This window comes from Serratia sp. CoH_134_PS_4 (assembly GCF_058190535.1).
The window spans coordinates 170,919-195,766 of sequence record NZ_JBXWKI010000011.1; the positions used below are offsets into that span (position 1 = coordinate 170,919).

The following is a 24,848-nucleotide window of genomic DNA, read 5'->3' on the forward strand; positions in this document are numbered from 1 at the left end:
TTACCTTGCCGCCGCCATCAGGGCTTCAATGGCGTCGGCGTCTTTCACTACGCTGGCGGTCAAGTTCTCATTGCCGTTAGCGGTGATCAAAATGTCGTCTTCAATGCGAATGCCCAGACCACGGTATTCTTCCGGCACGTCAGCATCAGGTGCGATATACAGCCCAGGCTCGACGGTAAACACCATGCCCGGTTCAAGCGTACGGTCGCGGTTTGGCGTACCGTAATGCCCGACGTCGTGCACATCCAGCCCCAACCAGTGGCCAAGCCCATGCATGTAGAACTGACGATGCGCCTGTTCGGCGATCAGCTGCTCGACGTCGCCTTTCAAGATCCCCAGCTCAACCAGCCCGGTGATCATGATGCGCACGACCTCATCATTGACCTCACGGATGCTGGTGCCCGGTTTGAACAAGGCCAGGGCTCGCGTCAGCGACGCCAGCACGATGTCATACACCGCACGTTGTGGCCGGCTGAATTTGCCGTTGACCGGGAAGGTACGGGTAATGTCGCCCGCATAGCCTTTATATTCACAGCCCGCATCGACCAGTACCAGGTCCCCATCACGCAATTCACTTTCGTTCTCGGTGTAGTGCAGGATGCAGGCGTTTTCACCCCCGCCGACGATGGTGTTATAAGACGGGTAACGGGCACCGAAGCGGGTAAATTCGTGATGAATTTCCGCCTCAAGCTGATACTCGAACATCCCGGGGCGGCATTTCTGCATCGCGCGGGTATGGGCCAATGCACTGATTTCGCCAGCCCGGCGCATTATCGCCATCTCTTCAGACGATTTGAACAGGCGCATTTCATGCACCCATGGACGCCAGTCAGTCAGGGTCGCCGGAGCCTGCAGGTTTTGGCGGAATCCCTTACGCAGCGTGTCCAGCGCAGTGAACAGGATCTGATCGGCATAGGCATATTGGCCCTGCGCGTGGTAAACCACGTCCAGTCCATTGAGCAGCAGGGGTAATTGTTCGTTGATTTCATCGAACGACAGCGCACGATCTACGCCCAGCTTCGCCGGGGCAGCATCTTGTCCCAGGCGGCGGCCAAACCAGATTTCCGCCGTCAGATCACGCACGCGGTTAAACAGTACGCTGTGGTTATGCGTCTCATCGCTCTTCACCAGAATCAACACCGCTTCCGGCTCGTTGAAACCAGTCAGATACCAGAAATCGCTGTTCTGACGGTAAGGGTATTCTGTGTCTGCACTGCGCGTTGCTTCCGGCGCAGAGAAAATAATTGCCGCGCTGGCCGGAGCCATTTTCGCCAACAGCGCCTGACGGCGGCTGTTGAATTCCTGCTGAGTCATCACCTTCTCCTGAAATCAATCTGCCTGTGCTCACGGCCATTTAAGGACATGAATTTGGATGTTTAGTGCAAGGTCGGCTTGGCATTTTCCGGTGCCGTTGGTTTGCGGCGGGTAAATTCGGTATGGCATAAAATGGCGGCAACACGAACGTACTCCACCACTTCTTCCAGAGAGTGCTCAAGCTCTTCCTGATCTTCGTCTTCGTCATAACCGAGCTGGGCGATATTGCGCAGATCGTCGATCGCCTCACCCACTTCGTCTTTCACCTGGGCCAATTTCGGCTGCATCATGCCGAGCCCAAGCAGGAAATGATTCACCCAACCGGCCAATGCATCCGCGCGGTCGAACACGCTGACCGTTTCGCCTTCCGGCATCATCAGTTGGAACATGAAATCGTCGTCTTCTAAGGTTTCACGCGTAATTTCATAAAGTTGCTGCAACGGCAAGCTCAGTGCCTGCGGGAAGGCCACGCCTTCATTCGTCAGATCATAGACCAGAGATTGCCAGCCAGCGTCTTGGCTGCCACCGCACAACAGGCCGCTGAGCAGGCCGTGCATTTCTGCTGCGGTTAATGCCACCGCTTGCTGGTTAAGAGCAACGGTCAAAGATTGGTAACTTGGAAATGTATTCTGTATAGACATGCGCATTCGTCATCGTTGGCAGGATAAGTTCGTGTTATGCTACCACCAAGGTCCGTCGCTGTACCAGATAAGCGCGACACCTCAGTGGCTAGTTATAATCGTGATGTGTCAGATCTCACACACTGCCGGCAAGGATCAAAATGACGCTAAATACGCATTTTGAAACCCTTTTTTGACTGGTAATGTCTGTCGCAGTAGATTACAACCAGGTACTGAAAAAGGGGTTGTATCTTGGTACCGAGGTATATATAGTGGCGCCCGCTTTGGTTGGCCCGGTAAGGGTAGGCTGGGGCTGGCGCGAAATTTAGGCAGGAAGGTGGCATGTCTGCACAACCAGTAGATATTCAAATTTTTGGTCGCTCTTTAAGAGTCAATTGCCCGCCAGAACAACAAGATGCGTTGAACATGGCCGCGGTCGATCTTAACGAACGGTTGCAAGATCTTAAAGTTCGCACTAGAGTCACAAATACTGAGCAGCTCGTTTTCATCGCAGCATTGAACGTTTGTCACGAACTTGCTCAAGAACGGTTGAAAACCCGTGATTATGCGTCCAATATGGAACAACGCATTCGTATGCTGCAACAGACCATTGAACAAGCGTTGCTTGAACAAGGTCGCATCTCTGAACGTCAGGATGCACAATTCGAATAACTTAAGTTGCTGAGATCCAAGGTTTCGGCAACGAGTAAAAAATTTCTCTGAGATGTTCGCCAGCGGGCCAGTCCCCTGAGCCGATATTTAGTACCAACAGAATGTGATGATCCGCGATCGGTGTGCATGCTCGGCCCGCCGAGAAGCCTTAAGATTGCGACAGCACGTTCACCTTGAACCATGGGTTCAAGGGTTACAGCCTGCGACGGCATCTCGGAGATTCCCCTTCCTCAGCGGTAAGTGTGCTGACTATGTCCTTTCAAGCCCAATATGCCCAACAGCGGCAAAATATCCGACAGCAAATCCGCCAACGTCGACGTGCTTTAACACCAGAACAACAACACAACTTTGCCCAGCAAACAGCCGAACGCATTGCGGCACATCCGCGTATTCTGGCAGCGCAAAGCGTCGCGGTATTTTTATCCTTTGATGGTGAGCTGGACACGCGTCCGCTGATTGAACGGTTATGGCAGTCAGGCAAGCGGGTTTATCTGCCCGTGCTGCATCCGTTCAGCCCCGGCAATCTGCTGTTCCTGCGCTATACCCCGGAAACGCCGCTGGCTAGCAACCGCTTCAATATCCGTGAGCCACAACTCGACGTGCGCCACGTGCTGCCTTTAAATTCGTTAGACGTGGTGCTAACGCCATTGGTGGCATTTGACAGCACAGGCCAGCGGTTAGGGATGGGCGGCGGCTTCTACGATCGCACCTTGCAAAACTGGCAGCAAACTGGCCCTTACCCCATCGGGTTAGCCCATGACTGCCAACAAGTGGAACAGATACCGGTGGAACATTGGGATATCCCGCTGCCGGAAATCGTGACCCCGTCGCAGAATTGGGCTTGGCAGATAGCGCAATAGCAAAAGGCCGGATAAATCCGGCCTTTGGGTTACAACGTTTTCAATCAGAGCAGCAAGCGAGAACGGATGGTGCCGGCAATTGCCTTCATACGTTGCAGTGCAGCGTCGGCACGTTCGGTTTCCGCGTCAATGTCGATGACCACGTAGCCGATTTCCGGGCCAGTTTGCAGGTACTGCGCAGCAATGTTCACCCCTTCTTCCGCGAAAATCTGGTTAATTTGCGTCAGTATGCCAGGGCGGTTTTCATGAATATGCAGCAGGCGGCTTACGTTAGCACTGTGTGCAGGCAACGACACTTCAGGGAAGTTGACCGCAGACAGCGTCGAGCCGTTGTCGGAGTATTTCGCCAGTTTGCCTGCGACTTCGTCACCGATATTTTCCTGCGCTTCCTGAGTCGAACCGCCAATGTGCGGGGTCAGGATCACATTATCGAACTCGCACAGCGGTGAGTTAAACGGCTCGCTGTTGGTAGCTGGCTCTTCCGGGAACACGTCAATCGCCGCGCCGGCTAAGTGTTTGCTGGCCAGTACGTTACACAGCGCAGGGATATCAACCACAGTGCCGCGTGAGGCGTTGATCAGAATAGAACCTGGCTTCATCAGCGCCAGCTCTTCTGCACCCATCATGTTCTTGGTCGACGGAGTTTCCGGCACGTGCAGCGTCACTACGTCGCTCATGTTGAGCAAATCGGACAGGTGGCGAACCTGCTGTGCATTACCTAATGGCAGCTTGTTCTCAATATCGTAAAAGAACACTTTCATGCCCAGGCCTTCGGCCAGGATGCCCAACTGGGTACCGATATGACCGTAGCCAATAATTCCCAGCTTCTTGCCACGCGCTTCAAACGAGCCAACGGCCAGTTTTTGCCATTCACCCCGGTGCGCTTTGGCGTTAGCGGACGGAATACCGCGCAGCATCAGCAGCAGTTCGCCCAGCACCATTTCGGCCACGGATCGGGTATTAGAGAAAGGTGCGTTAAACACCGGAACGCCGCGTTTGGTCGCCGCTTTCAGATCAACCTGGTTAGTACCGATACAGAAACACCCCACCGCCACCAGCTTTTCTGCGGCAGCGAAAACCTCTTCGGTCAGATGCGTACGCGATCGGATGCCGACGAAGTGAGCATCGCGAATGGATGCCTTAAGCGATTCGGTGTCTAACGCACCTTTGTGATATTCAATGTTGGTATATCCGGCTGCCAGCAGATTATCTACCGTGCTCTGATGAACCCCTTCCACCAACAGGAATTTAATCCTGTCTTTCTCCAATGATACTTTTGCCATTTACCCGACCCTATGTTCAGACTTCAGAAGCGGCTGTTGTCAAACAGCACCCATCCAACATAACAAAAATAACGCAGGCGGCAATACAAACGATTGCCCGCCCGCCAGTACAAGGCTCAGGGTTGTCGGCGGTTTCTGGTAGAAAATGCCATAGGGAAAGAATTAGACAGGAGCTTCGTGGAGCTAACGCTCATAATGTGACATATGTCACCAAATTTGGCGCTTTTAATAAAAGATATTTTAGCCAGTGAATTATTCGGTCTGGTGGGATCCAAGATCCTATACCACAGGGGCACTGCCTGCTGCGCCCCTGCGGAGAGATTCTTTATTTGATGACTTTCACACCCTCAGGTGTCCCAACCAGCGCCACATCGGCACCACGGTTGGCGAACAGACCGACAGTGACAACGCCGGCAATACCGTTAATTTTATTTTCCAACGCAATGGCATCGACGATGTTCAGGTTATGTACATCGAGGATCACGTTGCCGTTATCGGTCAGTACATTCTGGCGATACTCTGGCAGACCGCCCAGTTTCACCAGCTCACGTGCGACGTAGGAACGCGCCATCGGGATCACTTCCACGGGCAACGGGAATTTACCCAGTACGTCGACCTGCTTGGTCGAATCGACGATACAGATAAACTTACGCGCAATGGCGGCAATGATTTTTTCACGCGTCAGCGCAGCGCCGCCGCCTTTGATCATCTGCATCTGGCGGTTGATTTCATCGGCCCCATCGACATAGATATCCAGCGAATCCACTTCATTGCTGTCGAACACGTGGATGCCGAGGCTTTTCAGCTTGGCCGTGGAAGCGTCAGAGCTGGACACCGCCCCTTCGATTTGGTGCTTGATCGAGCCGAGTGCATCAATAAAATGGGCGGCGGTCGAGCCCGTGCCAACACCGACGATGGTGCCTGGGGTAACGTAATCCAGCGCTGCCCAGCCCACCGCTTTTTTCAGTTCATCCTGCGTCATAATATGTCCCTTGCCTCTGTACGAAAACGTGTGCGTATTATAGGGTAAATCGCTATTTTTCACTCAGGCAGGATCACACTTCTTTGCCCTAAGCCGCATTTTTAGGCGCATCGCGGCAATATGTCCCGGTGATTTTCCACCTGTAAAACGCCAGAGATGTGGCATAGTGCCTGTATCAATTTACTTTAAGGGATATCTTTCCGATGAAACGCCCAGACTATCGAACGCTACAAGCGCTGGACGCGGTGATCCGTGAGCGTGGCTTTGAGCGCGCCGCGCAAAAACTTTGTATCACCCAATCGGCAGTATCCCAGCGCATCAAGCAGTTGGAAAACCTGTTCGGCCAGCCGCTGTTGGTACGCACCGTGCCGCCTCGGCCGACCGAACAGGGCCAGAAGCTGCTGGCGTTGCTGCATCAGGTTGAATTGCTGGAAGAAGAGTGGCTGGGTAACGACACCGGCATTGATACGCCGCTGCTGCTGTCGCTGGCGGTTAATGCCGACAGCCTGGCGACCTGGCTGCTGCCGGCATTAAAGCCGGTACTGACCGATTCCCCTATCCGCCTGAATTTGCAGGTGGAAGACGAAACACGTACTCAGGAACGCCTGCGGCGCGGTGAAGTGGTCGGTGCGGTGAGTATCCAGCCACAACCGCTGCCAAGCTGCCTGGTGGATCAACTGGGCGCACTGGACTATCTGTTTGTCGCCTCAAAAGGCTTTGCCGAGCGTTACTTCCCGAATGGCGTTACGCGTTCCGCGCTGCTGAAAGCGCCCGCGGTCGCGTTCGATCATCTCGACGATATGCATCAGGCTTTCCTGCAGCAGAACTTTGATCTGTCGCCGGGCAGCGTCCCCTGCCATATCGTGAACTCATCGGAGGCCTTCGTGCAGTTGGCACGCCAAGGCACCACCTGCTGCATGATCCCGCATCTGCAGATTGAGAAAGAGTTGGATTCAGGTGAGCTTATCGATCTGACGCCGGGCTTGTTCCAACGCCGCATGTTGTTCTGGCACCGCTTCGCGCCAGAAAGCCGCATGATGCGTAAGGTGACCGATGCCCTGCTGGAACATGGCCGCCAGGTTCTGCGCCAGGATTAAATGCAAAAGGTTCGCCGTGGCGAACCTTTTGAGGGCGTTGACAAAGTGCTCTGTTGTTTCATCGTAGGGGCGCCGCATGCTGCGCCCGTTAGCATCATCAATGGGTACATCGGGTCGAACATGTTCGACCCCTACCGGTTTAGCCCCTGCGTAGTTTTGCCAACACTTCGTACTATTGCGCCGCGTTGCGCTGCAACTCAAACACCACATCCACCTGATCGTCAAAGTGAATGCTCTGCTGTTCGTAGGTTTGTGCCACGTCGCTCTCCGCCGCTGCGCCCACCGCTTTGTACATACGCGCTACTGGCATCGGCTGGTAGTTAGCGACATGATAACGAATGCTGTAAACCGGCCCCAGCTTGGCGTTAAAGCCTTTGGCTAATGAAGCCGCCTGCTGCGTCGCATTCTCGATGGCTTTCTGGCGCGCCTGTTCACGATAGACGTCCGGTTTCGCGACGCCCAATTCCACGGCGCGGATCTCATTGAGGCCGGATTTCAATGCGCCGTCCAGCAGCTCATTCAGCTTATCCAACTGGCGTAACGTCACCTGCACCTGGCGTACGGCACGGTAGCCTTTCAGCACTGACTCACCGGTTTTCAGGTAATCGTATTCCGGCTGAGTGCGCAGGTTGGCAGCGCTGATGTCTTTCTTCTCAATATTGTTTTTTTGCAGGAAATCAAAGTATTGCGCGACACGTTCGTCGACCTGCTTTTTCGCCTGTGCCGCGTCTTTGGACGATACGCTCACTTCGATCGCCAGAGTGGCGATATCCGGTGTCGCATCAACGCTGGATGTGCCCGAGGTTACCACGTGTGGCCCTTCTGGCACTTCAGCCGCTTGCAGCGCCAGAGGTAATGTCCCTAATCCAATCATTGCGGCCATAGCCAATGCTTTAAGCTTCACAGTGTCTCCTTGATGACAGGCTGTAACTGATTACCGACCTTTCTCTACCGAGAACAGCCGGTTCCTTGGCATCAAACGTAGCATATCGCACGGGCTTTTGAATTCGGATTAGTGACAAATTCTTATAAACTTGCCCCCTGCCAGGCCAATTGCAAGGCAATACCCCACATCACTACGCCGACCAGCGTATTGATGACGCGTTGCGCCATTTGAGTTTTCAACCACGGCGCCAGCCAAGAGGCCAGCAACGCCAACGCGAAGAACCAAACGATGGAAGCACTCACCGCCCCCAGCGCAAACCAGGAGCGCACGTCCGGTGCCAGTTGGCCTCCCAGGCTGCCCAGCACAACGAAAGTATCAAGGTAAACATGTGGGTTCAGCCAGGTTACCGCCAACATGGTGACCACCAGCCGCCAACGGCTCTGCTTCATTTCCTCCGCCGTGGCCAGCGTCAAATGGCGACTGAATGCGGTGCGAAATGCGCCCCAGCCATACCATAACAAGAAGGCCACGCCGCCCCAGGTAACCAATGCCAGCAGTAACGGCGAACGGCTCAGTAAGGCGCTACCACCAAAAATGCCGGCGCAGATCAACACAATGTCGCTCAATGCACACAGCGACGCGATCATCAGATGATACTGACGGCGTATCCCCTGATTCATCACAAAAACATTTTGCGGACCCAACGGCAGGATCATCGCCGCGCTCAGGGCAAAGCCCTGCAAAAAGACAGCTAACATGGAATTCCTCACAGAAAAAAGCACCGTTCAGCGGCGCGTGTCGGTCAACACGCGCATCATATGAGGAAAAAATTATTAGGTGAAATTGATACTTCTAATCAACTATCAGAAATACTAATAATCAGGCAGGAATGACAAACCCCAGTTCTTGAGAAATGCGCTGCGCGGTCGCCAACACCGGTTTAATCAAGGCCTTAACACCAATCTGCTGCAGTTTGGCGGTGGGCAACGAGACCGACACCGCATAGGGAACCCGCTGCTGAATATCAAACACCGGGGCCGCCACGCAGGACACTCCCAGCTCATTCTCTTCACGGTCCATTGCCATGCCGCGCAGGCGAATATCGGCCAGTTCCTCATACATCTTCGGCAATTCGGTGATGGTATTACGCGTCAGCGTCTGGATCTCATGCTGATGAGTTTGCCAGTAGTGATCCGGGTAATCGCTGTTGCCGTAGGCCATAAAAATCTTGCCCATCGCCGAGCAATACAGCGGCATATGCTGGCCAATATAGGCACGGGTGCGCATCATGCCGGTCGTCGGCTCAAGCTTGTAGATCAAAATGACGTGGTCGTCTTCGCGGCTGGAGAAGTTTACCGTCTCCCCCACTTCCAGATTGAGCTGTTCCAGATGCGGCGCAGCAACATGGATGATATTCAGTGAAGACAGCGCCTTCTGCCCCACAGAAATAAACTTGGTCGTCAGCCGATAGCTGCCGGGCGAGGGTGCCTGGGTAACATAGCCGCTGGTATGCAGCCCTTGCAGCAAGCGATGAACGGTACTTTTGTTCATACCGGCCAGCTCAGACAGGTGCGCCAACGGGCAGCCATTCGGGAAGTTGCTCAGGATCTCAATCAATTGCAAACCACGGAACAGGCTTTGGCTGCCCATAGGCTTGTCTTTCTTGTCATCTTTCTCGTCAACAGCTTTCAGGCTCATAGCGCAATTTCTCCAGTGTCGAGCCGCCAGCCAACGCCACGGCGTGGTAAGCGGGCTCTTTGCCGGGAATGTTACCCCAAGGCCCGCATCAGGTGAAGACGGAACGCCGTTTCATTGTCCGTAGTGGGTTAAAAATGCGCAACATTTCGCTAACCGCCGAAGTGAGTTATACGTCACAATTCCGCAAAGAGACAAATAACCAATTGTTTTAAAACAATAATTAAAAACCGTCTGGCTTTGCTTTAGATCGGCGTTCGGCATATTATTTTTGAAATTGAATTTCGTATGTTGAAATTTAATGACGATATAAACACCAATTCGCACACGCCGAACGCGTATGCAGGTACCAGGGGCGCATCACATGACACCAGATAATGCGGAACAACCCATTCTTACCCTCAGCCATATTGTTAAGCGCTTTGGCGGCAACGTCGCGGTGAATGACGTGAGTCTGCAGGTGATGCCAGGCGAAGTCCTGGCCCTGCTGGGCGAAAATGGCGCCGGCAAATCGACACTGATCAAAGTGCTGGCCGGGGTTTACCCACGTGATAGCGGCGACATCCGGTTTCAAGGGAACAGCATAGCCTCCGCCGCCGCGATAAAAAGTGACAGCCGCCAGCCTATTGCCTTTATTCATCAGGATCTCGGGCTGATCGAATGGATGACGGTAGCGGAAAATATGGCACTGGTCATGGGTTTTCCACGCCGCTTCGGCCTGATCGACTGGCGAGCCATTCGCCGCCGCGCCGTTCAGGCACTTCAGGATGTCGGCATCGCCTTGGATCCCGACGCCAGAGTCTTCGAACTGTCGCGTACCGAAAAATCCTTGCTGGCAATCGCCCGGGCCGTGGCGGTTAACGCAGAGCTGCTGGTGTTGGATGAACCCACAGCCTCGCTGCCTGCCAACGACGTACGTCACCTGTTTGCTGTGATCAACCGGCTGCGCGACAAAAAAGTCGGCATGATTTATGTCACCCATAGGTTGGATGAAGTGATCGAGATCGCCGATCGCGTTTGCGTCATGCGTGACGGACGTTACGTCGCGGGTGGCAATACCGCTGATTACTCACTGCGTGATCTGGTGCAGATGATAGTGGGCGAAGCCATGGCGGACGATCAACGCGAACCCTTACCGGAAAATCGCCCGCCGGTCCTGCAGATCAATAACGTCACCGTGGGTGATATCGGCCCGGTCAGCTTCAGCCTGCAACCCGGCGAAATGTTGGCGCTGGCTGGCCTACGCGGTGCCGGACAGGAAGAAATTGGCCGCTTACTGTTCGGCCTACGTCACGCCGACGAGGGTGAAATCCGCTTTCGCGACCAGGCCTATACCGCCGCGAGCCCGCAGCAAGCTATGGCCTGCGGGGTTTCGCTGGTGGCGGGCGACCGCACCGGCGAGAGCCTGGTGATGTCGATGAGCGTGCGTGAAAACCTGTTTATCAACCCCTGCGCCAGCGGCCACAAACTGTTGTCGCGCTACAGCCGCCGGGCCGAGATCGGCGCCAGCTGGTGGAAAGTGCAGCTGTTCGACGTACGGCCCAAGGACGTCAATATCGATATCAGTGCCCTGTCCGGCGGTAACCAACAAAAGGTGGTAATGGCGCGCTGGATGCATCTGGGCGCTCCGCTGCTGATCCTGGAAGACCCTACCGCAGGCGTAGACGTCGGTGCTCGGGCAGAAATCTATCATCTTTTAAATAAATCCCTGGCGGAAGGCGTAGCGGTGTTGGTGATCTCCAACGACTTTGAGGAGATCGCCCATATCTGCAATCGCGCGCTGGTGTTCAACCGGGGGAAAGTGGTCGGCGAATTGAAAAATCAGCAGGTGTCATTCGCCAATTTATTGGAACTGGCTTCTGCCAGCGCCGGGGAAACGCCCGTGACAACGTTAGAATCTGAGGTGGGTCATGTCTAAAACATCTGTTAAATCAACGGCACTGGAGCAAAGAGTCAGCCTGTCGCAAGACGGTGCCGGCCCGTGGCTGATGCAGGTGCTCACACGCTACGGCCTACTGCTGCTGTGCATTGGGTTGGTGATCCTGTTTTCACTGATCACCCCTTCGTTCGCGTCGATGCTAACGCTGCAAGCGATCCTCTCCAGCAAAGCCAAGATCGCGCTGTTGGCGCTGGCAGCCACCATCCCGATGATCGTCGGGAAAATCGACCTTAACGTCGGTTTTGGCATCGTGCTGTGGCATATCCTGGCCATCACGTTACAGGTTGAATACGGTTTTTCTTGGCAGATGGCGGTGCTCACCGTTCTCGCGATCTCCGCCCTGTACGGCTTATTGAACGGCATTCTGGTGGCGCTGGCAGACATTGACAGCTTCGTTGCGACTCTCGGCTCCGGCACCGTGCTGTATGCCATTGCCCTGTGGCACTCCGGCGGCCGGCAGATCGTCGGCGATCTGCCAGACGCCTTCATCGCCCTGCACCACACCGAGATCGGCGGGATCCCGATCGTCGCGTTCTACGTGTTGATCGTCGCAGTGGTGCTGTGGCTGATCACCGAACACACCCCGCTGGGCCGCTGTATGTACGCCGTCGGCGGCAACCCGGCAGCCGCACGCCTGAACGGTATTTCGGTCAATCGCTTTACTATCGGCGCCTTTATTGCCTCCAGCGTCCTAACCGGTTTTAGCGGTGTACTGATCGCCGCCGAGCAGGGCGTTGGCCAGGCCAGCGTCGGCATGGACTACCTGCTACCTGCATTAGTCGGCGCTTTCCTCGGCAGTACCACCATTCGCCCCGGTCGGGTCAACGTCTGGGGTACCGTGGTCGGTATCGCCATTCTTGCCATCGGCATTGCCGGTATCCAGCAGTTCGGCGGGGAATTCTGGGTCGAACCGCTGTTCAACGGCGCAACGCTGTTGCTGTCCATCACTCTGGCGGGCTATGCCCAGCGCCGCCGGTTGCTCAACCAAAAAGCGGTACAACGCACTGCAGCCACCCCGGCTGATAAAAATAACCAAAAAGCGATCAATCCTTAACCAGGAGCTCACAGAATGAAACGTCTTTGGATATTACCCACTGCCCTGCTGTTGACCAGCGCCGCCTCCCCGGTCTGGGCCGATGCCTATCTCGATCAGGCTACGGCGGCTGTCGCCAAAGCCACCGCCAGCGTGACCCAGTGGGACGGCCCCACCAGCGGGCCCAAATTGCAGGCCAACAAGAAAATCATCTTTATCGCGTCGGACATGAAAAACGGCGGCGTGCAAGGCGTACAGGAAGGGCTGAGCGAGGCGGCGAAAGCCGCCGGATGGAAGCTGGAAACGCTCGATGGCGGCGGCTCGGTGAAAGATCAGCTCGCCTCACTGAATCAGGCAATTGCCCAGAAACCGGATGGCATCGTGATCGGCGGTTGGAACCCCAACGTGGCCAAAATCCCGCTGAAAAAGGCCATCCAGCAAGGCATTGTGCTCACCGCCTGGCACGCGGTGCCAGAGCCGGGGCCGATCGCCAAATACGACGTGTTTTATAACGTCACCTCTGACTCCAACGACGTGGCACGCATTGCCGCGCAATATGCGGTAGTGCAGTCCGGCGGCAAGGCCAATGTGCTGATCTTTACCGATTCGCTGTACCAGATTGCGCTGGATAAGGCCAACGTGATGAAAGAGGAAATCGGCAAATGCAGTGGCTGCAAAGTGGTGGAGTTTATCGATACGCCGCTGGCGGATACCGCCAACCGCATGCCGGCCATGACCTTCAGCCTGCTGCAAAAATACGGTGACCAGTTCCAGTACGCACTGGCCATTAACGATCTGTATTTTGATTTTATGGCTCCGGCCCTGAAAACTGCCGGTAAAGGTGGCACTCACGCCCCCTACAGCATTTCTGCCGGTGACGGCTCTATTTCTGCCTACCAGCGTATTCGCTCCGGCGGCAGCCAGTCGGCCACGGTGCCGGAACCACTCAAACTGCACGGCTGGCAACTGCTGGATGAGTTCAACCGCGCCTTCGCCAAGCAGCCACCTTCCGGCTACGTGACCCCGGCGCACCTCGTGACTCGCGACAATATCGCTGCCGACGGCGGTGCCAACAACCTGTATGACCCACAGAATGATTATCAGGGCCACTACAAAGCCATCTGGGGCGTGAAGTAAACGGAGGTCAGCATGAACGAACTGATGGCAGACCCTCAGCTTGAACGCCTGTGCGCACCGGCGATATGGGCCGAAGGCCCCGTGTGGCTGCCGCAGCAGGATGCGGTGGTGTTCAGCGACGTGAAGGGCAACCGCATGTTCCGCTGGTCGCGACAGGGGGAGCTGAGCCTATGGCGTTCCCCTTCGCACTATGCCAACGGCAATGCACGAGATGCCGAAGGACGCGTGATCAGTTGCGAACACGGGCGACGCGGCATCAGCCGAACCGAAAACGACGGTGAGGTGCAAATGCTAGTCGATCGGGTTGACGGCAAGCGTTTCAACTCGCCTAACGACCTGGCGGTACGTTCCGACGGCACAATCTGGTTTACCGATCCGCCCTATGGCATTACCGGTGACGAAGAAGGCTACAAATCTGAAAGCCAGGTGATCGGCTGCTACCTCTACTGCTTTGATCCGCGCGACGGCTCGCTGAACATTGCCGCCAGTGACCTGCAACGGCCAAACGGCCTGGCGTTCTCACCGGATGAGTCGCTGCTGTACGTGGCTGATATGTCGATAGTCGATTTCCCGACCCTGGGCCGCAGAGAGCTACGTGTGTATGAGGTCGACGGACGTGAACTGAACGCCGGACGACGCTTCGTCACCGTAGCCCCCGGCTTCCCGGACGGTTTCTGTGTCGATAAAGCCGGCAATCTGTTTTGCAGCTGTGCCGACGGCGTACTGATCTTCGACAGCCAGGGAAAGCAGCTCGGTAAGATAGAGGTGCCGGAACGGGTCTCCAATTGCACGTTCGGTGGACCTGACGGCAATGAGTTGTACATTACCGCCACCACATCGCTATACCGCAAGGTGCTGAATACCCGAGGTTAGCGAGTCAAAAAGGCGAAGGCAGAGCGGCCCCAAACCGCTCTGCTTTGCCACGCCTGAAGCACGGCAAAGGCCGAAAACGTGCCGCCGATCACAAAATCATCAGATTAATTTAAACAATTGTTTTATATAAATAATTTTCTCATGCACCGCTTTGACTTCGTTTAATCGCAGGTATAGCATTTATTTGAAATGTGATTTCACATAATGAAATTTAAAGAGCATAAAACAAACAAATGCGCCGTAGCGGAGAACCAGCATGAGAGTGAGTTACACCGATCTGAAACAGCAATTCAAACGCGTGTTACTGGCGCGAGGCGTGGCGGAAGCCACTGCCGACGACTGTGCCGGTATGTTCGCCGACACCTCCGCCAGCGGCGTTTATTCCCACGGCGTTAACCGTTTCCCTCGCTTTATTCAGCAGTTGGACGCTGGCGATATCGTACCGAACGCAGAGCCCAGTAAGCTGCTGTCGCTGGGGGCTATTGAGCAGTGGGACGCACATCAGGGTATTGGTAACCTCACCGCACGCAAGATGATGGATCGCGCCATGCAATTAGCCGACAACCACGGTATCGGCCTGGTGGCACTGCGTAATGCCAACCACTGGATGCGCGGCGGCGGTTATGGTTGGCAAGCGGCGGAGAAAGGCTATATCGGCATCTGCTGGACCAACTCTATTGCCGTCATGCCGCCCTGGGGTGCCAAAGAATGCCGTATCGGTACCAACCCGTTGATCGTCGCGGTGCCGGGCAATCCGATCACCATGGTAGATATGTCGATGTCGATGTTCTCCTATGGCGCGCTGGAGCTGAACCGGCTGGCGGGTAAGACCCTGCCGGTGGACGGCGGTTTCGATAACGACGGTCAGCTAACACGCGATCCGGCCATCATTGAAGAAAACCGACGCATTTTGCCGATGGGCTACTGGAAGGGATCGGCACTGTCGATCGTGCTGGATATGATCGCCACCCTGCTCTCCGGCGGATCGTCAGTGGCGGAAGTGACCGAAGACAACCGCGAAGAGTATGGCGTGTCGCAAGTCTTCATCGCCATTGAGATCGAACGCTTGATCGACGGCGCCACCCGCGATGCCAAGCTGCAGCGCATCATGGACTACATCACCAGCGCCGAACGCGATAACCCGGAGATAGCCATTCGCCTGCCGGGCCATAAATTCCCACGTATTCACGCGGAAAACATGCGTGACGGCATCCCTGTGGATGATCGTATCTGGGCGCGTATTCAGGCGCTGTAACAGGAGAATAACCATGATCTTCGGCCATATCGCCCATACCTCACCAGAGCAGTACCCGGTACCGGTGGCCAACGCCATCGCCTATCTGCAAAACACCGATTTCCGCGCCCTGCTCGCCGGACGCTATCAGGATCCTGCCAACGGCTACGTAGTACAGGTGCTGGATCTGCACACCCATCAACCGAGCGATCTCCGGCCTGAAGTACACCGCCAAAATGTCGACGTGCAGTTTCTGGTCAGCGGTACCGAATTGATCGGCGTGGCGGCAGACCGGGGCGATAACGCGATCCACCAGGATTTATTGGCAGAACGCGACATTATTTTTTATCAGGACGTCGCGGATGAATCCTGGTTAACCATGCAGCCCGGTAATTTTGCGGTATTTTTCCCGCAGGATGTTCATCGCCCGGCCTGTATTAATCAGCAACCCGGCGCTATTCGCAAAGTGGTGGTGAAAATACCGCTGGCGTTGTTTAGCGTCTAATTAGCGGCAAAACATAACCTGTAAAAAACACCGGTCCCTGGGCCGGTGCGGGGCCCCTTGTGCCCAAAAAAAAACCAAAACAATAAAGTCCGACCCTACAGAATATTGAAAGGTGTATATATGAATACAGCCTCTGTTTCCGTTAGCCAAAGCCAGGCAATACCCAAATTACGCTGGTTGAGAATAGTGCCGCCTATTCTCATTACCTGCATTATTTCCTATATGGACCGGGTAAATATCGCCTTCGCCATGCCCGGTGGCATGGATGACGAGCTCGGTATCACCGCCTCTATGGCCGGTCTGGCCGGCGGCATCTTCTTTATTGGCTATCTGTTCCTGCAAGTGCCCGGCGGCAAGCTGGCGGTGTACGGCAACGGTAAAAAATTCATCGGCTGGTCGCTGTTGGCCTGGGCGGTGATATCGGTACTGACCGGGTTGGTCAGCAACCAGTATCAACTGCTGTTCCTGCGCTTCGCGCTGGGTGTTTCGGAAGGCGGCATGTTGCCGGTGGTGCTGACCATGATCAGCAACTGGTTCCCGGACAAAGAACGTGGCCGCGCCAACGCCATCGTCATCATGTTCGTGCCGATCGCCGGGATCCTCACCGCGCCGCTGTCCGGTTGGATCATCACCGCCTGGGACTGGCGCATGCTGTTCCTGGTGGAAGGTGCGCTGTCGCTGGTCGTGATGGTGCTGTGGTATTTCACCATCAGCAACCGCCCGCAGGAAGCCAAATGGATTTCGCAGGCGGAAAAAGACTATCTGATAAAAACCCTGCACGACGAACAACTGCTGATCAAAGGCAAAACGGTGCGTAACGCCTCACTGCGCCGGGTGCTGGGCGACAGGATCATGTGGCAGTTGATCATGGTGAACTTCTTCTACCAGACCGGGATCTACGGCTACACCCTGTGGCTGCCGACCATTCTCAAAGGGCTGACCAACGGCAATATGGAGCAGGTCGGCATGCTGGCTATCCTGCCCTATATCGGTGCCATCTTCGGCATGCTGTTTATCTCCACCCTTTCCGACCGCACCGGCAAACGCAAAGTGTTCGTCGCGCTGCCGTTGGCCTGTTTCGCCATCTGTATGGCGCTGTCGGTGCTGCTAAAGGAGCACATCTGGTGGTCGTATGCGGCGCTGGTCGGCTGCGGTGTATTTATCCAGGCCGCCGCCGGGGTGTTCTGGACCATTCCTCCCAAACTGTTTAACGCCGAAGTGGCCGGCGGCGCACGCGGCGTCATCAACGCGCTCGGCAACCTCGGCGGCTTCTGTGGCCCTTATATGGTCGGCGTACTCATCAGTCTGTTCAGCAAGGACGTCGGCGTTTACAGCCTGGCGGTGTCACTGGCTATCGCTTCGGTACTGGCGCTGATGCTGCCGAATAAATGCGACCAAAAAGCGGGAGCCGAATAATGGAATATTGGCTGGGGTTGGACTGCGGTGGCACCTTTATCAAAGCCGGGCTGTATGACCGTCGGGGCACAGAGTTGGGCATTGCACGCCGCAATCTGGAGATTATCGCACCGCAGCCCGGCTGGGCGGAACGGGATATGCCCGCACTGTGGCACACCGCTGCCGAGGTGATCCGCGACGTGCTGACCCGTAACAACATCGCCGCCGGTGATATTCAGGCCGTCGGCATCTCGGCGCAGGGCAAAGGTGCCTTTCTACTGAACAAGCAAGGGCAGCCGCTGGGCAATGCCATGTTGTCTTCTGACCAGCGCGCACTGACGCTGGTGCAAGAATGGCAGAAGCAGGGCATGCCGCAGACGCTCTATCCGCAGACCCGACAAACCCTGTGGACCGGTCACCCGGTATCGCTGTTGCGCTGGGTACGGCAACACCAGCCTGAACGCTACCGCCAAATTGGCAGCGTATTGATGGCGCACGATTATCTGCGCTACTGCCTGACCGGCGAGTTGGCCTGTGAAGAAACCAATATCTCCGAATCCAATCTTTACCACATGGCGGACGGGCGCTATGACACGGCGCTGGCGCAGTTGCTGGGCATCGGCGACATCATGCCCGCACTGCCGCCCATCGTCGGCTCAGCCGAGATCGCCGGGCAGGTCAACGCTACCGCCGCGGCAGCCACCGGGCTGTTGGTGGGTACGCCAGTGGTCGGCGGGCTGTTCGACGTGGTGTCCACCGCGCTGTGCGCCGGGTTGCACGACGAGACGCGGCTCAATGCCGTGATGGGGACCTGGTCAGTCACCAGCGGCATCACCGACAGCATTACCGAAGGGTTCGAACACCCCTTTGTTTATGGGCGCCACGCCGAGGCTGGCAAATATATTGTGCACGAAGCGAGCCCCACCTCCGCCGCCAACCTGGAGTGGTTCTGCCGCCAATGGGGGCTAGACGATTACGCCCAGCTCAACGACTGGGTGGCAACGCTGCCGAAGGCCGACAGCAGCCTGCTGTTTGTTCCCTTCCTATACGGATCCAACGCCGGGCTTGGATTGAGCGCCAGCTTCCATGGCATGCAGGCCTTCCACCAGCGTGAACATCTGGTGCAGGCAATCTACGAAGGCGTGGTGTTCTGTCATATGACCCACCTCAACCGCATGCGGCAACGCTTCCCTGCGGCCACCGCCCTGCGCGTTACCGGTGGCCCGGCCAAGTCTGCCCCCTGGATGCAGATGTTCGCCGACGTTAGCGGCCTGCCGGTGGAACTGCCGCAGGTGGAAGAAACCGGCTGTCTGGGCGCCGCCATGGCAGCGATGGTCGGCAGCGGCGCATTCAGCGATTTCACCGCCGCCCAGCGGGCACTGGCACCGCGCATCGAACAGGTGCTGCCTGACGCCACCGCCGCCGAGGCTTACGGTAAAAAATATCGCCGTTATCAGGCACTGGTGGCGACGTTACACACGCTGCAATCCCCCCAAAAGGAGGCCCTATGAGCAATAAACCCCGCTTGCAACTGGCGCTCGATCACACCCAGTTGGGCGCCGCCCTGCAGACGGCGGAGCGTCTGCAGCCGCACGTCGACATCATCGAGGCCGGCACCATTTTATGCATCAGCGCCGGTATTCAGGCAGTAAGCGCACTGCGCGAACGCTGCCCGCAACATACGTTGGTGGCCGATCTGAAAGTCGCCGATGCCGGTGGCACGCTGGCGCAGCAGGCCTTCGGTCACGGGGCCAATTGGATGACCGTCATCTGTGCCGCCCCGCTGGCCACCATGGCCAGCGCACTGGACGTGGCGCAACAGCACCAGGGGGATATCCAGATTGAGCTGTTTGGCCGCTGGACGTTGGAGGATGCCAAACAGTGGCGTGCGCTCGGCATCCGTCAGGCGATTTATCACCGTGGCCGCGACGCGCAGGCCAGTGGACAAACCTGGGGCAAACAAGATTTGGATCTGATGAAAGCCTTGTCGGATCTGGGCATTGAACTGTCGGTTACCGGGGGTATCACGCCGCGCGATTTACCGCTGTTTAAAGACATCGCCGTTACCGCTTTTATCGTCGGCAGAGCGTTGGCGGAGGCTGCCGATCCGCTGGCCGCCGCCGGTCAGTTCCGCGCCGCTATTGATGACATCTGGAGAAGTTGATATGCGTCAGCACCCATTGGGAATTTATGAAAAAGCCTTGCCGAAGCACCTGACCTGGCCCGAGCGGCTGGCATTGGCTAAAGCCTGCGGCTTTGATTTTGTCGAAATGTCGGTGGATGAAAGCGATGAACGGCTGGCACGCCTGAGCTGGAGCAAAGAACAGCGGCTGTCGCTGGTCAGCGCCATGCTGGAAACCGGCATCAGTATCCCGTCGATGTGTCTGTCCGGCCACCGCCGCTTTCCGTTCGGCAGCCATGACGATGCACTGCGCCAACGCGCCTTCGAGGTAATGGAACAGGCGATCCAACTGGCGAAGGACGTCGGTATCCGCACCATTCAGTTGGCCGGTTATGACGTCTATTACGAACAGCAGGACAAAAGCACCCTAGCCCGCTTCACCGAAGGCATGCAGTGGGCAGTCGAACGCGCGGCCGCCGCCCAGGTGATGTTGGCGGTGGAGATTATGGACACCGCCTTTATGAACTCGATCAGCAAGTGGAAGGCCTGGGACGCCTGCCTGGCATCGCCGTGGTTCACGGTCTATCCGGACGTTGGCAACCTCAGCGCCTGGGGCAATGACGTAGGGCAGGAGCTGGCGCTGGGCATTGACCGCATCGCGGCCATCCATTTGAAAGACACCTATCCGGTCACTGAAAACTCACCGGGGCAGTTCCGCGACGTCCCCTTTGGTGAAGGCTGCGTCGACTTTGTCGCCGTCTTCAGCACCTTGAAACAGCTTAACTATCGCGGCGCTTTCCTGATCGAAATGTGGACCGAAAAAGCCGAAGAACCGGTGGCCGAGATTGTCCAGGCACGCCGGTGGATCGAACAAAAAATGCAACAAGGGGGTATGACATGCTAACGCTGCCACAGCTTAAACAACAGGTGCTGGAAGCCAACCTCGACCTGCCGCGCCACAACCTGGTGACCTTCACCTGGGGCAACGTCAGCGCCGTCGATCGCGAGCGCGGGCTCGTGGTGATCAAACCCTCCGGCGTGGAGTATGAACACATGACCGCCGAGGACATGGTCGTGGTCGATCTCGCCAGTGGCCAAACCCGGGAAGGCACCAAAAAGCCCTCTTCCGACACCGCCACCCATCTGGCGCTTTACCGTGAGTTTGCCGACATTGGCGGCATCGTTCACACTCACTCACGCCACGCCACCATCTGGGCCCAGGCCGGGTTGGACATCCCCGCTTGGGGTACCACTCATGCCGACTACTTCTACGGCGCGATTCCCTGCACCCGCCTAATGACCGAAGACGAAATAGAGCATGAATACGAACTGGAAACCGGCAAGGTGATTATCGACACCTTCCGCCGCCGCGGTATCGATCCAAATGCCATTCCGGCGGTATTGGTCAATTCACACGGGCCCTTTGCCTGGGGCAAGGACGCGCACAGCGCGGTGCATAACGCCGTGGTGCTGGAAGAGATTGCCTATATGGGGATTTTTTCACGTCAGCTGACGCCCGGTATTCACAGCATGCAACCGGCGCTGCTGGATAAACATTACCTGCGTAAGCACGGTAAAAATGCTTATTACGGACAGTAAGTCGGATTAGCCCGCACTCACAGACAACCCTTTTCATAAATATCCTTCGTGGCAGACGCCGCCAGGCGTCTGCCAGACATATCAAAGCGCGAGAATTGCGGCCGGTTCTTCAAAACCGGGGGGACGCCCTCCTCTTTCTCGCCCTCTCAGCATCTTTCAACCTCAACCCCTCATATGATCCTTATCACAAAACACGCACGCAGTTTTTAGCGTGCTACCAGCAAAGTAAAACAAGGTACGTGTGTTAATGGCACGTTACAGCTTGTCGCGCGCAATTGTTAATATCAATTCATGCGTTACACGCATCAGTTTATGAGTTTAATGCGCTTATTTACTTCATTTTCCTGATCCAGTCTGCAGTAACAGGCGCAGTAAAAGCGTCAATGACAAACTGGAGATAAAGATGCATCCCCCTAACGCACCAATGACGACTCGGGCAAGAACCAGCGCGATACTGCGCGTTACCTCTGGCAACTTTCTGGAGCAATTTGATTTTTTTCTGTTCGGATTTTATGCCACCTACATCGCTCATACATTCTTTCCAGCCAGCAGTGAGTTTGCCTCGCTGATGATGACCTTCGCGGTCTTTGGCGCGGGTTTTCTGATGCGTCCTATCGGTGCCATCGTACTGGGGGCGTACATTGATAAAGTCGGCAGACGTAAAGGGCTGATTGTAACCCTGTCGATCATGGCTGCTGGGACTTTTCTGATTGTCCTCATCCCGTCCTATCAGACCATCGGCCTGTGGGCGCCACTTCTGGTACTGGGCGGCCGTTTATTGCAAGGCTTCTCAGCGGGGGCTGAGCTGGGCGGCGTATCCGTTTACCTGGCTGAGATTGCCACACCAGGCCGTAAAGGATTTTACACCAGCTGGCAGTCAGGTAGTCAGCAAGTGGCCATTATGGTGGCCGCGGCTATGGGGTTCGCACTGAATGCAGCCATGGAAGAAAGCGTCATTCGCGAATGGGGCTGGCGTTTGCCTTTCCTGTTCGGCTGCTTGATTGTGCCTTTCATTTTTTTCCTGCGCCGTAATCTGGAAGAGACCCAAGAGTTTAACGCCCGTCGCAAGCATCTGGCGATGCACGATGTGTTTAAGACCCTCTTGGCAAACTGGCAGGTGGTTATTGCCGGCATGCTGATGGTCGCCATGACCACCACCGCGTTTTATCTGATTACCGTGTATGCACCCACCTTCGGTAAAAAAGTGTTGATGCTCAGCGCCTCTGACAGCCTGCTGGTGACCCTGCTGGTCGCGGTATCTAACTTCTTCTGGCTGCCGGTAGGGGGGGCGCTATCAGACCGTTTTGGCCGTAAGTCGGTGTTGATTACCATGGCGTTGCTGGCGCTGTTCACTGCGTATCCGGCCCTTAGCCTGCTTGCTGAAGCCCCCAGTTTTTCCATGATGCTCAGCGTGTTGCTGTGGCTGTCCTTCATCTATGGGCTCTACAACGGTGCCATGATCCCGGCGTTAACAGAGATCATGCCTACAGAGGTCCGGGTTGCCGGTTTCTCGTTGGCCTACAGTCTGGCAACCGCTGTCTTTGGCGGATTTACGCCTGTTATCTCTACCGCACTGATCGAGTACACCGGCGATAAAGCCTCCCCCGGCTACTGGATGAGTTTTGCTGCTCTGTGTGCCTTACTGGCGACGTTGTATTTGTACCGTCGTCGCACGTTATCACTACAAACCGCACGTTAAATCAGGGGTCTCGTCATGCAAAAAATTTATCGCCCACTCTTCGCTACCCTGGTGCTCCTCTCTGTCAGCACGGGTGCGATGGCCAAAGAGGTGACCGTCATGATTTCAGGCGGCTTTAAAGCCGCACTGGAAAAACTGGCTCCGCAATTTGAAGCAAAGAGTGGCGACAAAATCATCTTGGTGTCCGGTCCCTCTATGGGCAAGGCGCCCCAGGCGATCCCCGCGCGCCTGGCTCGCGGAGAAAAAGCCGATGTAGTGATTATGGTGGGTGATGCACTAACGAATTTGGAAAAGGATAACTGGATCCAACCGGGTTCGCGCGTGGAACTGGCCGATTCACCGATTGGTATGGTGGTTAAACAAGGCGACCCTAAACCCAATATCAAACAAGATGCGGATCTGCGCAAAACCCTGCTACAGGCTAAGTCCATTGCCTATTCTGACAGTGCCAGCGGCCTGTATATCAGCAACCAGCTATTCAAAAAGCTGGGTATTGAAGACAAGGTGAAAGAAAAAGCACATAAGGTTGAACGTATTCCGGTGGCCAGCGAGGTAGCAAAAGGGAAATATGCGATAGGCTTCCAGCAAGTCAGTGAGTTGCTCCCTGTTCCGGGCGTCACCTTTATTGGTGAATTGCCTGAAAATGTCCAGTACATCACCCGCTTTGCCGGCGCGGTCATCCTCAAGGCAGAACATCGCCAGGAAGGCGAAGCGCTATTGGACTTCCTGTCTTCCGCCCAGGCGCAAGACATTATTCGCGCCACCGGGATGAGAACGGTGAAGACTGCGCCACCCGTTAAGCAGAGTGATACTGTTCAGTGATTAGCTTTTCCAACTCGGCGGCAACATAGGATTGCATACGCCCGCTGCGCCTGATCAGGCCAACCGTGCGCTTCACTACCGGATCTGTCAGTGGCAGGTGTGTCAGTACCGAATGCTCTGAGGCCGGCATCGACATGGCGGGTACCGCAGCAATGCCAATCCCCGCTTCAACCATACCCAGCATGGTCGTGACATGCCGGGTTTCGCAGATGCTGGGGCGCTCAGGAATGATGTGTTCCAGCATCTGATCGAGCAAATTGCGATTACCTGACGTCTTATCCAGCCCTACATAGTCTTGCTGATAAAACTCGCGCCAGGTCAGACTTTTTTTACCGGCGATGGGGTGATCGCGCCTGCAGGCAGCCACATAAACATCCGCGACCAACGGCAGAAACTCGATATTGGATTGCAGGGTTCTGGCAAAACAGATACCGAAATCAGCCTGCCCACTGGCAACGGCTTCAATGACGTTACCTGCACTGCTATCGATAAGCTTAACCCGTACCCGAGGATAGCGGGCCTGGAAACTGCGAATCACGTCAGGCATAAAATAGTAGGCCGCCGAGGGCACGGTCGCGACCGTTACCAGCCCAACGCGATCCTGACTGACCTTATTGATATCAGCCAGAACCAGCTCAACATTCATCAGTAGCTGATCTGAGCGCTCGGCGAAGGTTTGCCCATAAAGTGTCAGCGTAACGCGCCTGGTTGTTCTGTCGAACAACTTAATACCCAGCGCAGATTCCAGCTTCTCTATCCTGCGGCTCAATGCTGACTGTGAAAGGCAGATGGACTCTGCGGCAAGCCGAAAATTACCGTATTCAACCAACGCACGGAAAGCATAGAGATCGTTCAGATCAAAATTCACGGGCATAGCGGCAGGCAATCCTTTCAGGGCAGTTTAAAGAAAAGATGATAGCCACATCTTGGACAACAGCAACTTTTTAAAGATTGACCTGCCGCCCTCATCGCCGACACCTTACATACTGGCGGCCATGACTGGAAATGACCGCCTGCCTCACGATGAAAGCCTGATGACATCCAAAAAGCATGATACCGGCGGTCAGCTATAGCGAGAAGT

The 24,848-nt window shown here is 55.8% G+C and carries 24 protein-coding genes and 1 other RNA gene; 17 read left to right on the top strand and 8 right to left on the bottom strand.

Annotated elements, in window-relative coordinates; translation table 11 throughout:
* Positions 1–1,314 carry a Xaa-Pro aminopeptidase gene (gene pepP, locus AC2FCQ_RS17825; protein ID WP_209639574.1) on the bottom strand — a complete coding sequence of 438 codons (1,314 nt, stop codon included), beginning with the start codon at positions 1,312–1,314 and terminating at the stop codon, positions 1–3.
* Between the two features lie 62 nt (positions 1,315–1,376).
* Positions 1,377–1,955: a YecA/YgfB family protein gene (locus tag AC2FCQ_RS17830; protein ID WP_209639571.1), complete on the bottom strand. Its 579-nt coding sequence runs from the start codon at positions 1,953–1,955 to the stop codon at positions 1,377–1,379.
* A gap of 321 nt (positions 1,956–2,276) precedes the next feature.
* On the opposite strand from AC2FCQ_RS17830, the gene zapA reads away from it, so the two are divergent.
* The 3 genes from zapA to AC2FCQ_RS17845 all read left to right on the top strand — a co-directional run bounded on the left by zapA (position 2,277) and on the right by AC2FCQ_RS17845 (position 3,466).
* On the top strand, positions 2,277–2,606 hold the full coding sequence (zapA, locus tag AC2FCQ_RS17835) for a cell division protein ZapA (RefSeq protein WP_012146623.1): 330 nt from the start codon (positions 2,277–2,279) through the stop codon (positions 2,604–2,606).
* Positions 2,607–2,647: 41 nt separating this feature from the next.
* Positions 2,648–2,830: non-coding RNA, 6S RNA (ssrS, locus tag AC2FCQ_RS17840), on the top strand.
* Between the two features lie 27 nt (positions 2,831–2,857).
* Positions 2,858–3,466, top strand: a complete 609-nt coding sequence (locus AC2FCQ_RS17845) for a 5-formyltetrahydrofolate cyclo-ligase (RefSeq protein WP_209639568.1) — start codon at positions 2,858–2,860, stop codon at positions 3,464–3,466.
* 44 nt (positions 3,467–3,510) lie between these two features.
* Here AC2FCQ_RS17845 and serA read toward each other — a convergent pair whose 3' ends face one another.
* Positions 3,511–4,749 carry a phosphoglycerate dehydrogenase gene (gene serA / locus AC2FCQ_RS17850; RefSeq protein ID WP_209639563.1) on the bottom strand — a complete coding sequence of 413 codons (1,239 nt, stop codon included), beginning with the start codon at positions 4,747–4,749 and terminating at the stop codon, positions 3,511–3,513.
* A gap of 325 nt (positions 4,750–5,074) precedes the next feature.
* Positions 5,075–5,731 (bottom strand): ribose-5-phosphate isomerase RpiA, encoded by a 657-nt coding sequence (gene rpiA / locus AC2FCQ_RS17855; protein WP_209639560.1) that lies wholly within the window; start codon positions 5,729–5,731, stop codon positions 5,075–5,077.
* 203 nt (positions 5,732–5,934) lie between these two features.
* Between rpiA and AC2FCQ_RS17860 the strand changes: the two genes are divergently transcribed.
* Positions 5,935–6,828: a LysR family transcriptional regulator ArgP gene (locus tag AC2FCQ_RS17860; RefSeq protein WP_037418226.1), complete on the top strand. Its 894-nt coding sequence runs from the start codon at positions 5,935–5,937 to the stop codon at positions 6,826–6,828.
* A 172-nt stretch (positions 6,829–7,000) separates the two neighbouring features.
* Here the strand turns inward: AC2FCQ_RS17860 and AC2FCQ_RS17865 are convergent, their stop codons facing one another.
* The 3 genes from AC2FCQ_RS17865 to AC2FCQ_RS17875 all read right to left on the bottom strand — a co-directional run bounded on the left by AC2FCQ_RS17865 (position 7,001) and on the right by AC2FCQ_RS17875 (position 9,412).
* Complete coding sequence (locus AC2FCQ_RS17865) at positions 7,001–7,732, bottom strand: oxidative stress defense protein (protein ID WP_490308792.1); 732 nt, start codon at positions 7,730–7,732, stop codon at positions 7,001–7,003.
* Positions 7,733–7,854: 122 nt separating this feature from the next.
* On the bottom strand, positions 7,855–8,472 hold the full coding sequence (gene argO / locus AC2FCQ_RS17870) for an arginine exporter ArgO (RefSeq protein WP_209639553.1): 618 nt from the start codon (positions 8,470–8,472) through the stop codon (positions 7,855–7,857).
* Positions 8,473–8,593: 121 nt separating this feature from the next.
* On the bottom strand, positions 8,594–9,412 hold the full coding sequence (locus AC2FCQ_RS17875; RefSeq protein ID WP_209639550.1) for an IclR family transcriptional regulator: 819 nt from the start codon (positions 9,410–9,412) through the stop codon (positions 8,594–8,596).
* 361 nt (positions 9,413–9,773) lie between these two features.
* Here AC2FCQ_RS17875 and AC2FCQ_RS17880 point away from each other — a divergent pair, with 361 nt between their 5' ends.
* The 13 genes from AC2FCQ_RS17880 (at position 9,774) to AC2FCQ_RS17940 (ending at position 23,767) form a co-directional block, all read left to right on the top strand.
* On the top strand, positions 9,774–11,327 hold the full coding sequence (locus AC2FCQ_RS17880) for a sugar ABC transporter ATP-binding protein (RefSeq protein WP_490308793.1): 1,554 nt from the start codon (positions 9,774–9,776) through the stop codon (positions 11,325–11,327).
* Positions 11,320–12,402 carry an ABC transporter permease gene (locus AC2FCQ_RS17885; RefSeq protein WP_209639544.1) on the top strand — a complete coding sequence of 361 codons (1,083 nt, stop codon included), beginning with the start codon at positions 11,320–11,322 and terminating at the stop codon, positions 12,400–12,402. The genes AC2FCQ_RS17880 and AC2FCQ_RS17885 overlap by 8 nt, the downstream gene beginning before the upstream one ends.
* A 15-nt stretch (positions 12,403–12,417) precedes the next feature.
* Positions 12,418–13,518: an ABC transporter substrate-binding protein gene (locus AC2FCQ_RS17890; protein ID WP_265557035.1), complete on the top strand. Its 1,101-nt coding sequence runs from the start codon at positions 12,418–12,420 to the stop codon at positions 13,516–13,518.
* Between the two features lie 12 nt (positions 13,519–13,530).
* Positions 13,531–14,391, top strand: a complete 861-nt coding sequence (locus tag AC2FCQ_RS17895) for an SMP-30/gluconolactonase/LRE family protein (protein ID WP_265557036.1) — start codon at positions 13,531–13,533, stop codon at positions 14,389–14,391.
* A gap of 256 nt (positions 14,392–14,647) precedes the next feature.
* A complete protein-coding gene (gene yiaK, locus AC2FCQ_RS17900) occupies positions 14,648–15,646 on the top strand; it encodes a 3-dehydro-L-gulonate 2-dehydrogenase (RefSeq protein ID WP_490308794.1) in 999 nt (332 codons plus the stop codon).
* Between the two features lie 13 nt (positions 15,647–15,659).
* The gene (locus AC2FCQ_RS17905) at positions 15,660–16,130 is read left to right on the top strand and encodes a NanQ anomerase/TabA/YiaL family protein (RefSeq protein ID WP_490308795.1); all 471 of its coding nucleotides are present in this window, start codon (positions 15,660–15,662) and stop codon (positions 16,128–16,130) included.
* A 120-nt stretch (positions 16,131–16,250) separates the two neighbouring features.
* A complete protein-coding gene (locus tag AC2FCQ_RS17910; RefSeq protein WP_490308796.1) occupies positions 16,251–17,546 on the top strand; it encodes an MFS transporter in 1,296 nt (431 codons plus the stop codon).
* Positions 17,546–19,036 carry an FGGY-family carbohydrate kinase gene (locus tag AC2FCQ_RS17915; protein WP_404760907.1) on the top strand — a complete coding sequence of 497 codons (1,491 nt, stop codon included), beginning with the start codon at positions 17,546–17,548 and terminating at the stop codon, positions 19,034–19,036. Before AC2FCQ_RS17910 ends, AC2FCQ_RS17915 begins: the two co-directional genes overlap by 1 nt.
* Entirely contained in the window at positions 19,033–19,689 is a 657-nt protein-coding gene (gene ulaD / locus AC2FCQ_RS17920) for a 3-keto-L-gulonate-6-phosphate decarboxylase UlaD (protein WP_209639524.1), read from the top strand. The genes AC2FCQ_RS17915 and ulaD overlap by 4 nt, the downstream gene beginning before the upstream one ends.
* A gap of 1 nt (position 19,690) precedes the next feature.
* Positions 19,691–20,551, top strand: a complete 861-nt coding sequence (locus AC2FCQ_RS17925; RefSeq protein ID WP_490308797.1) for an L-ribulose-5-phosphate 3-epimerase — start codon at positions 19,691–19,693, stop codon at positions 20,549–20,551.
* Positions 20,545–21,246, top strand: a complete 702-nt coding sequence (araD, locus tag AC2FCQ_RS17930; RefSeq protein ID WP_209639519.1) for an L-ribulose-5-phosphate 4-epimerase — start codon at positions 20,545–20,547, stop codon at positions 21,244–21,246. The genes AC2FCQ_RS17925 and araD overlap by 7 nt, the downstream gene beginning before the upstream one ends.
* 403 nt (positions 21,247–21,649) lie before the next feature.
* Positions 21,650–22,945: an MFS transporter gene (locus tag AC2FCQ_RS17935; RefSeq protein WP_265557040.1), complete on the top strand. Its 1,296-nt coding sequence runs from the start codon at positions 21,650–21,652 to the stop codon at positions 22,943–22,945.
* A 15-nt stretch (positions 22,946–22,960) separates the two neighbouring features.
* Positions 22,961–23,767 (top strand): substrate-binding domain-containing protein, encoded by an 807-nt coding sequence (locus tag AC2FCQ_RS17940; protein WP_490308798.1) that lies wholly within the window; start codon positions 22,961–22,963, stop codon positions 23,765–23,767.
* Here AC2FCQ_RS17940 and psrA read toward each other — a convergent pair.
* Positions 23,742–24,641: an L-proline-binding transcription factor PsrA gene (gene psrA / locus AC2FCQ_RS17945; RefSeq protein ID WP_265557042.1), complete on the bottom strand. Its 900-nt coding sequence runs from the start codon at positions 24,639–24,641 to the stop codon at positions 23,742–23,744. The genes AC2FCQ_RS17940 and psrA overlap by 26 nt on opposite strands.
* Positions 24,642–24,848 lie beyond the last annotated feature (207 nt).

What these genes read in the sequence shown, in the direction of transcription:
- pepP (WP_209639574.1), bottom strand. Translation starts at nt 1,314, where the DNA reads ATGACTCAGCAGGAATTCAACAGCCGCCGTCAGGCGCTGTTGGCGAAA.
- AC2FCQ_RS17830 (WP_209639571.1), bottom strand. Translation starts at nt 1,955, where the DNA reads ATGTCTATACAGAATACATTTCCAAGTTACCAATCTTTGACCGTTGCT.
- zapA (WP_012146623.1), top strand. Translation starts at nt 2,277, where the DNA reads ATGTCTGCACAACCAGTAGATATTCAAATTTTTGGTCGCTCTTTAAGA.
- AC2FCQ_RS17845 (WP_209639568.1), top strand. Translation starts at nt 2,858, where the DNA reads ATGTCCTTTCAAGCCCAATATGCCCAACAGCGGCAAAATATCCGACAG.
- serA (WP_209639563.1), bottom strand. Translation starts at nt 4,749, where the DNA reads ATGGCAAAAGTATCATTGGAGAAAGACAGGATTAAATTCCTGTTGGTG.
- rpiA (WP_209639560.1), bottom strand. Translation starts at nt 5,731, where the DNA reads ATGACGCAGGATGAACTGAAAAAAGCGGTGGGCTGGGCAGCGCTGGAT.
- AC2FCQ_RS17860 (WP_037418226.1), top strand. Translation starts at nt 5,935, where the DNA reads ATGAAACGCCCAGACTATCGAACGCTACAAGCGCTGGACGCGGTGATC.
- argO (WP_209639553.1), bottom strand. Translation starts at nt 8,472, where the DNA reads ATGTTAGCTGTCTTTTTGCAGGGCTTTGCCCTGAGCGCGGCGATGATC.
- AC2FCQ_RS17875 (WP_209639550.1), bottom strand. Translation starts at nt 9,412, where the DNA reads ATGAGCCTGAAAGCTGTTGACGAGAAAGATGACAAGAAAGACAAGCCT.
- AC2FCQ_RS17880 (WP_490308793.1), top strand. Translation starts at nt 9,774, where the DNA reads ATGACACCAGATAATGCGGAACAACCCATTCTTACCCTCAGCCATATT.
- AC2FCQ_RS17885 (WP_209639544.1), top strand. Translation starts at nt 11,320, where the DNA reads ATGTCTAAAACATCTGTTAAATCAACGGCACTGGAGCAAAGAGTCAGC.
- AC2FCQ_RS17890 (WP_265557035.1), top strand. Translation starts at nt 12,418, where the DNA reads ATGAAACGTCTTTGGATATTACCCACTGCCCTGCTGTTGACCAGCGCC.
- AC2FCQ_RS17895 (WP_265557036.1), top strand. Translation starts at nt 13,531, where the DNA reads ATGAACGAACTGATGGCAGACCCTCAGCTTGAACGCCTGTGCGCACCG.
- yiaK (WP_490308794.1), top strand. Translation starts at nt 14,648, where the DNA reads ATGAGAGTGAGTTACACCGATCTGAAACAGCAATTCAAACGCGTGTTA.
- AC2FCQ_RS17905 (WP_490308795.1), top strand. Translation starts at nt 15,660, where the DNA reads ATGATCTTCGGCCATATCGCCCATACCTCACCAGAGCAGTACCCGGTA.
- AC2FCQ_RS17910 (WP_490308796.1), top strand. Translation starts at nt 16,251, where the DNA reads ATGAATACAGCCTCTGTTTCCGTTAGCCAAAGCCAGGCAATACCCAAA.
- AC2FCQ_RS17915 (WP_404760907.1), top strand. Translation starts at nt 17,546, where the DNA reads ATGGAATATTGGCTGGGGTTGGACTGCGGTGGCACCTTTATCAAAGCC.
- ulaD (WP_209639524.1), top strand. Translation starts at nt 19,033, where the DNA reads ATGAGCAATAAACCCCGCTTGCAACTGGCGCTCGATCACACCCAGTTG.
- AC2FCQ_RS17925 (WP_490308797.1), top strand. Translation starts at nt 19,691, where the DNA reads ATGCGTCAGCACCCATTGGGAATTTATGAAAAAGCCTTGCCGAAGCAC.
- araD (WP_209639519.1), top strand. Translation starts at nt 20,545, where the DNA reads ATGCTAACGCTGCCACAGCTTAAACAACAGGTGCTGGAAGCCAACCTC.
- AC2FCQ_RS17935 (WP_265557040.1), top strand. Translation starts at nt 21,650, where the DNA reads ATGCATCCCCCTAACGCACCAATGACGACTCGGGCAAGAACCAGCGCG.
- AC2FCQ_RS17940 (WP_490308798.1), top strand. Translation starts at nt 22,961, where the DNA reads ATGCAAAAAATTTATCGCCCACTCTTCGCTACCCTGGTGCTCCTCTCT.
- psrA (WP_265557042.1), bottom strand. Translation starts at nt 24,641, where the DNA reads ATGCCCGTGAATTTTGATCTGAACGATCTCTATGCTTTCCGTGCGTTG.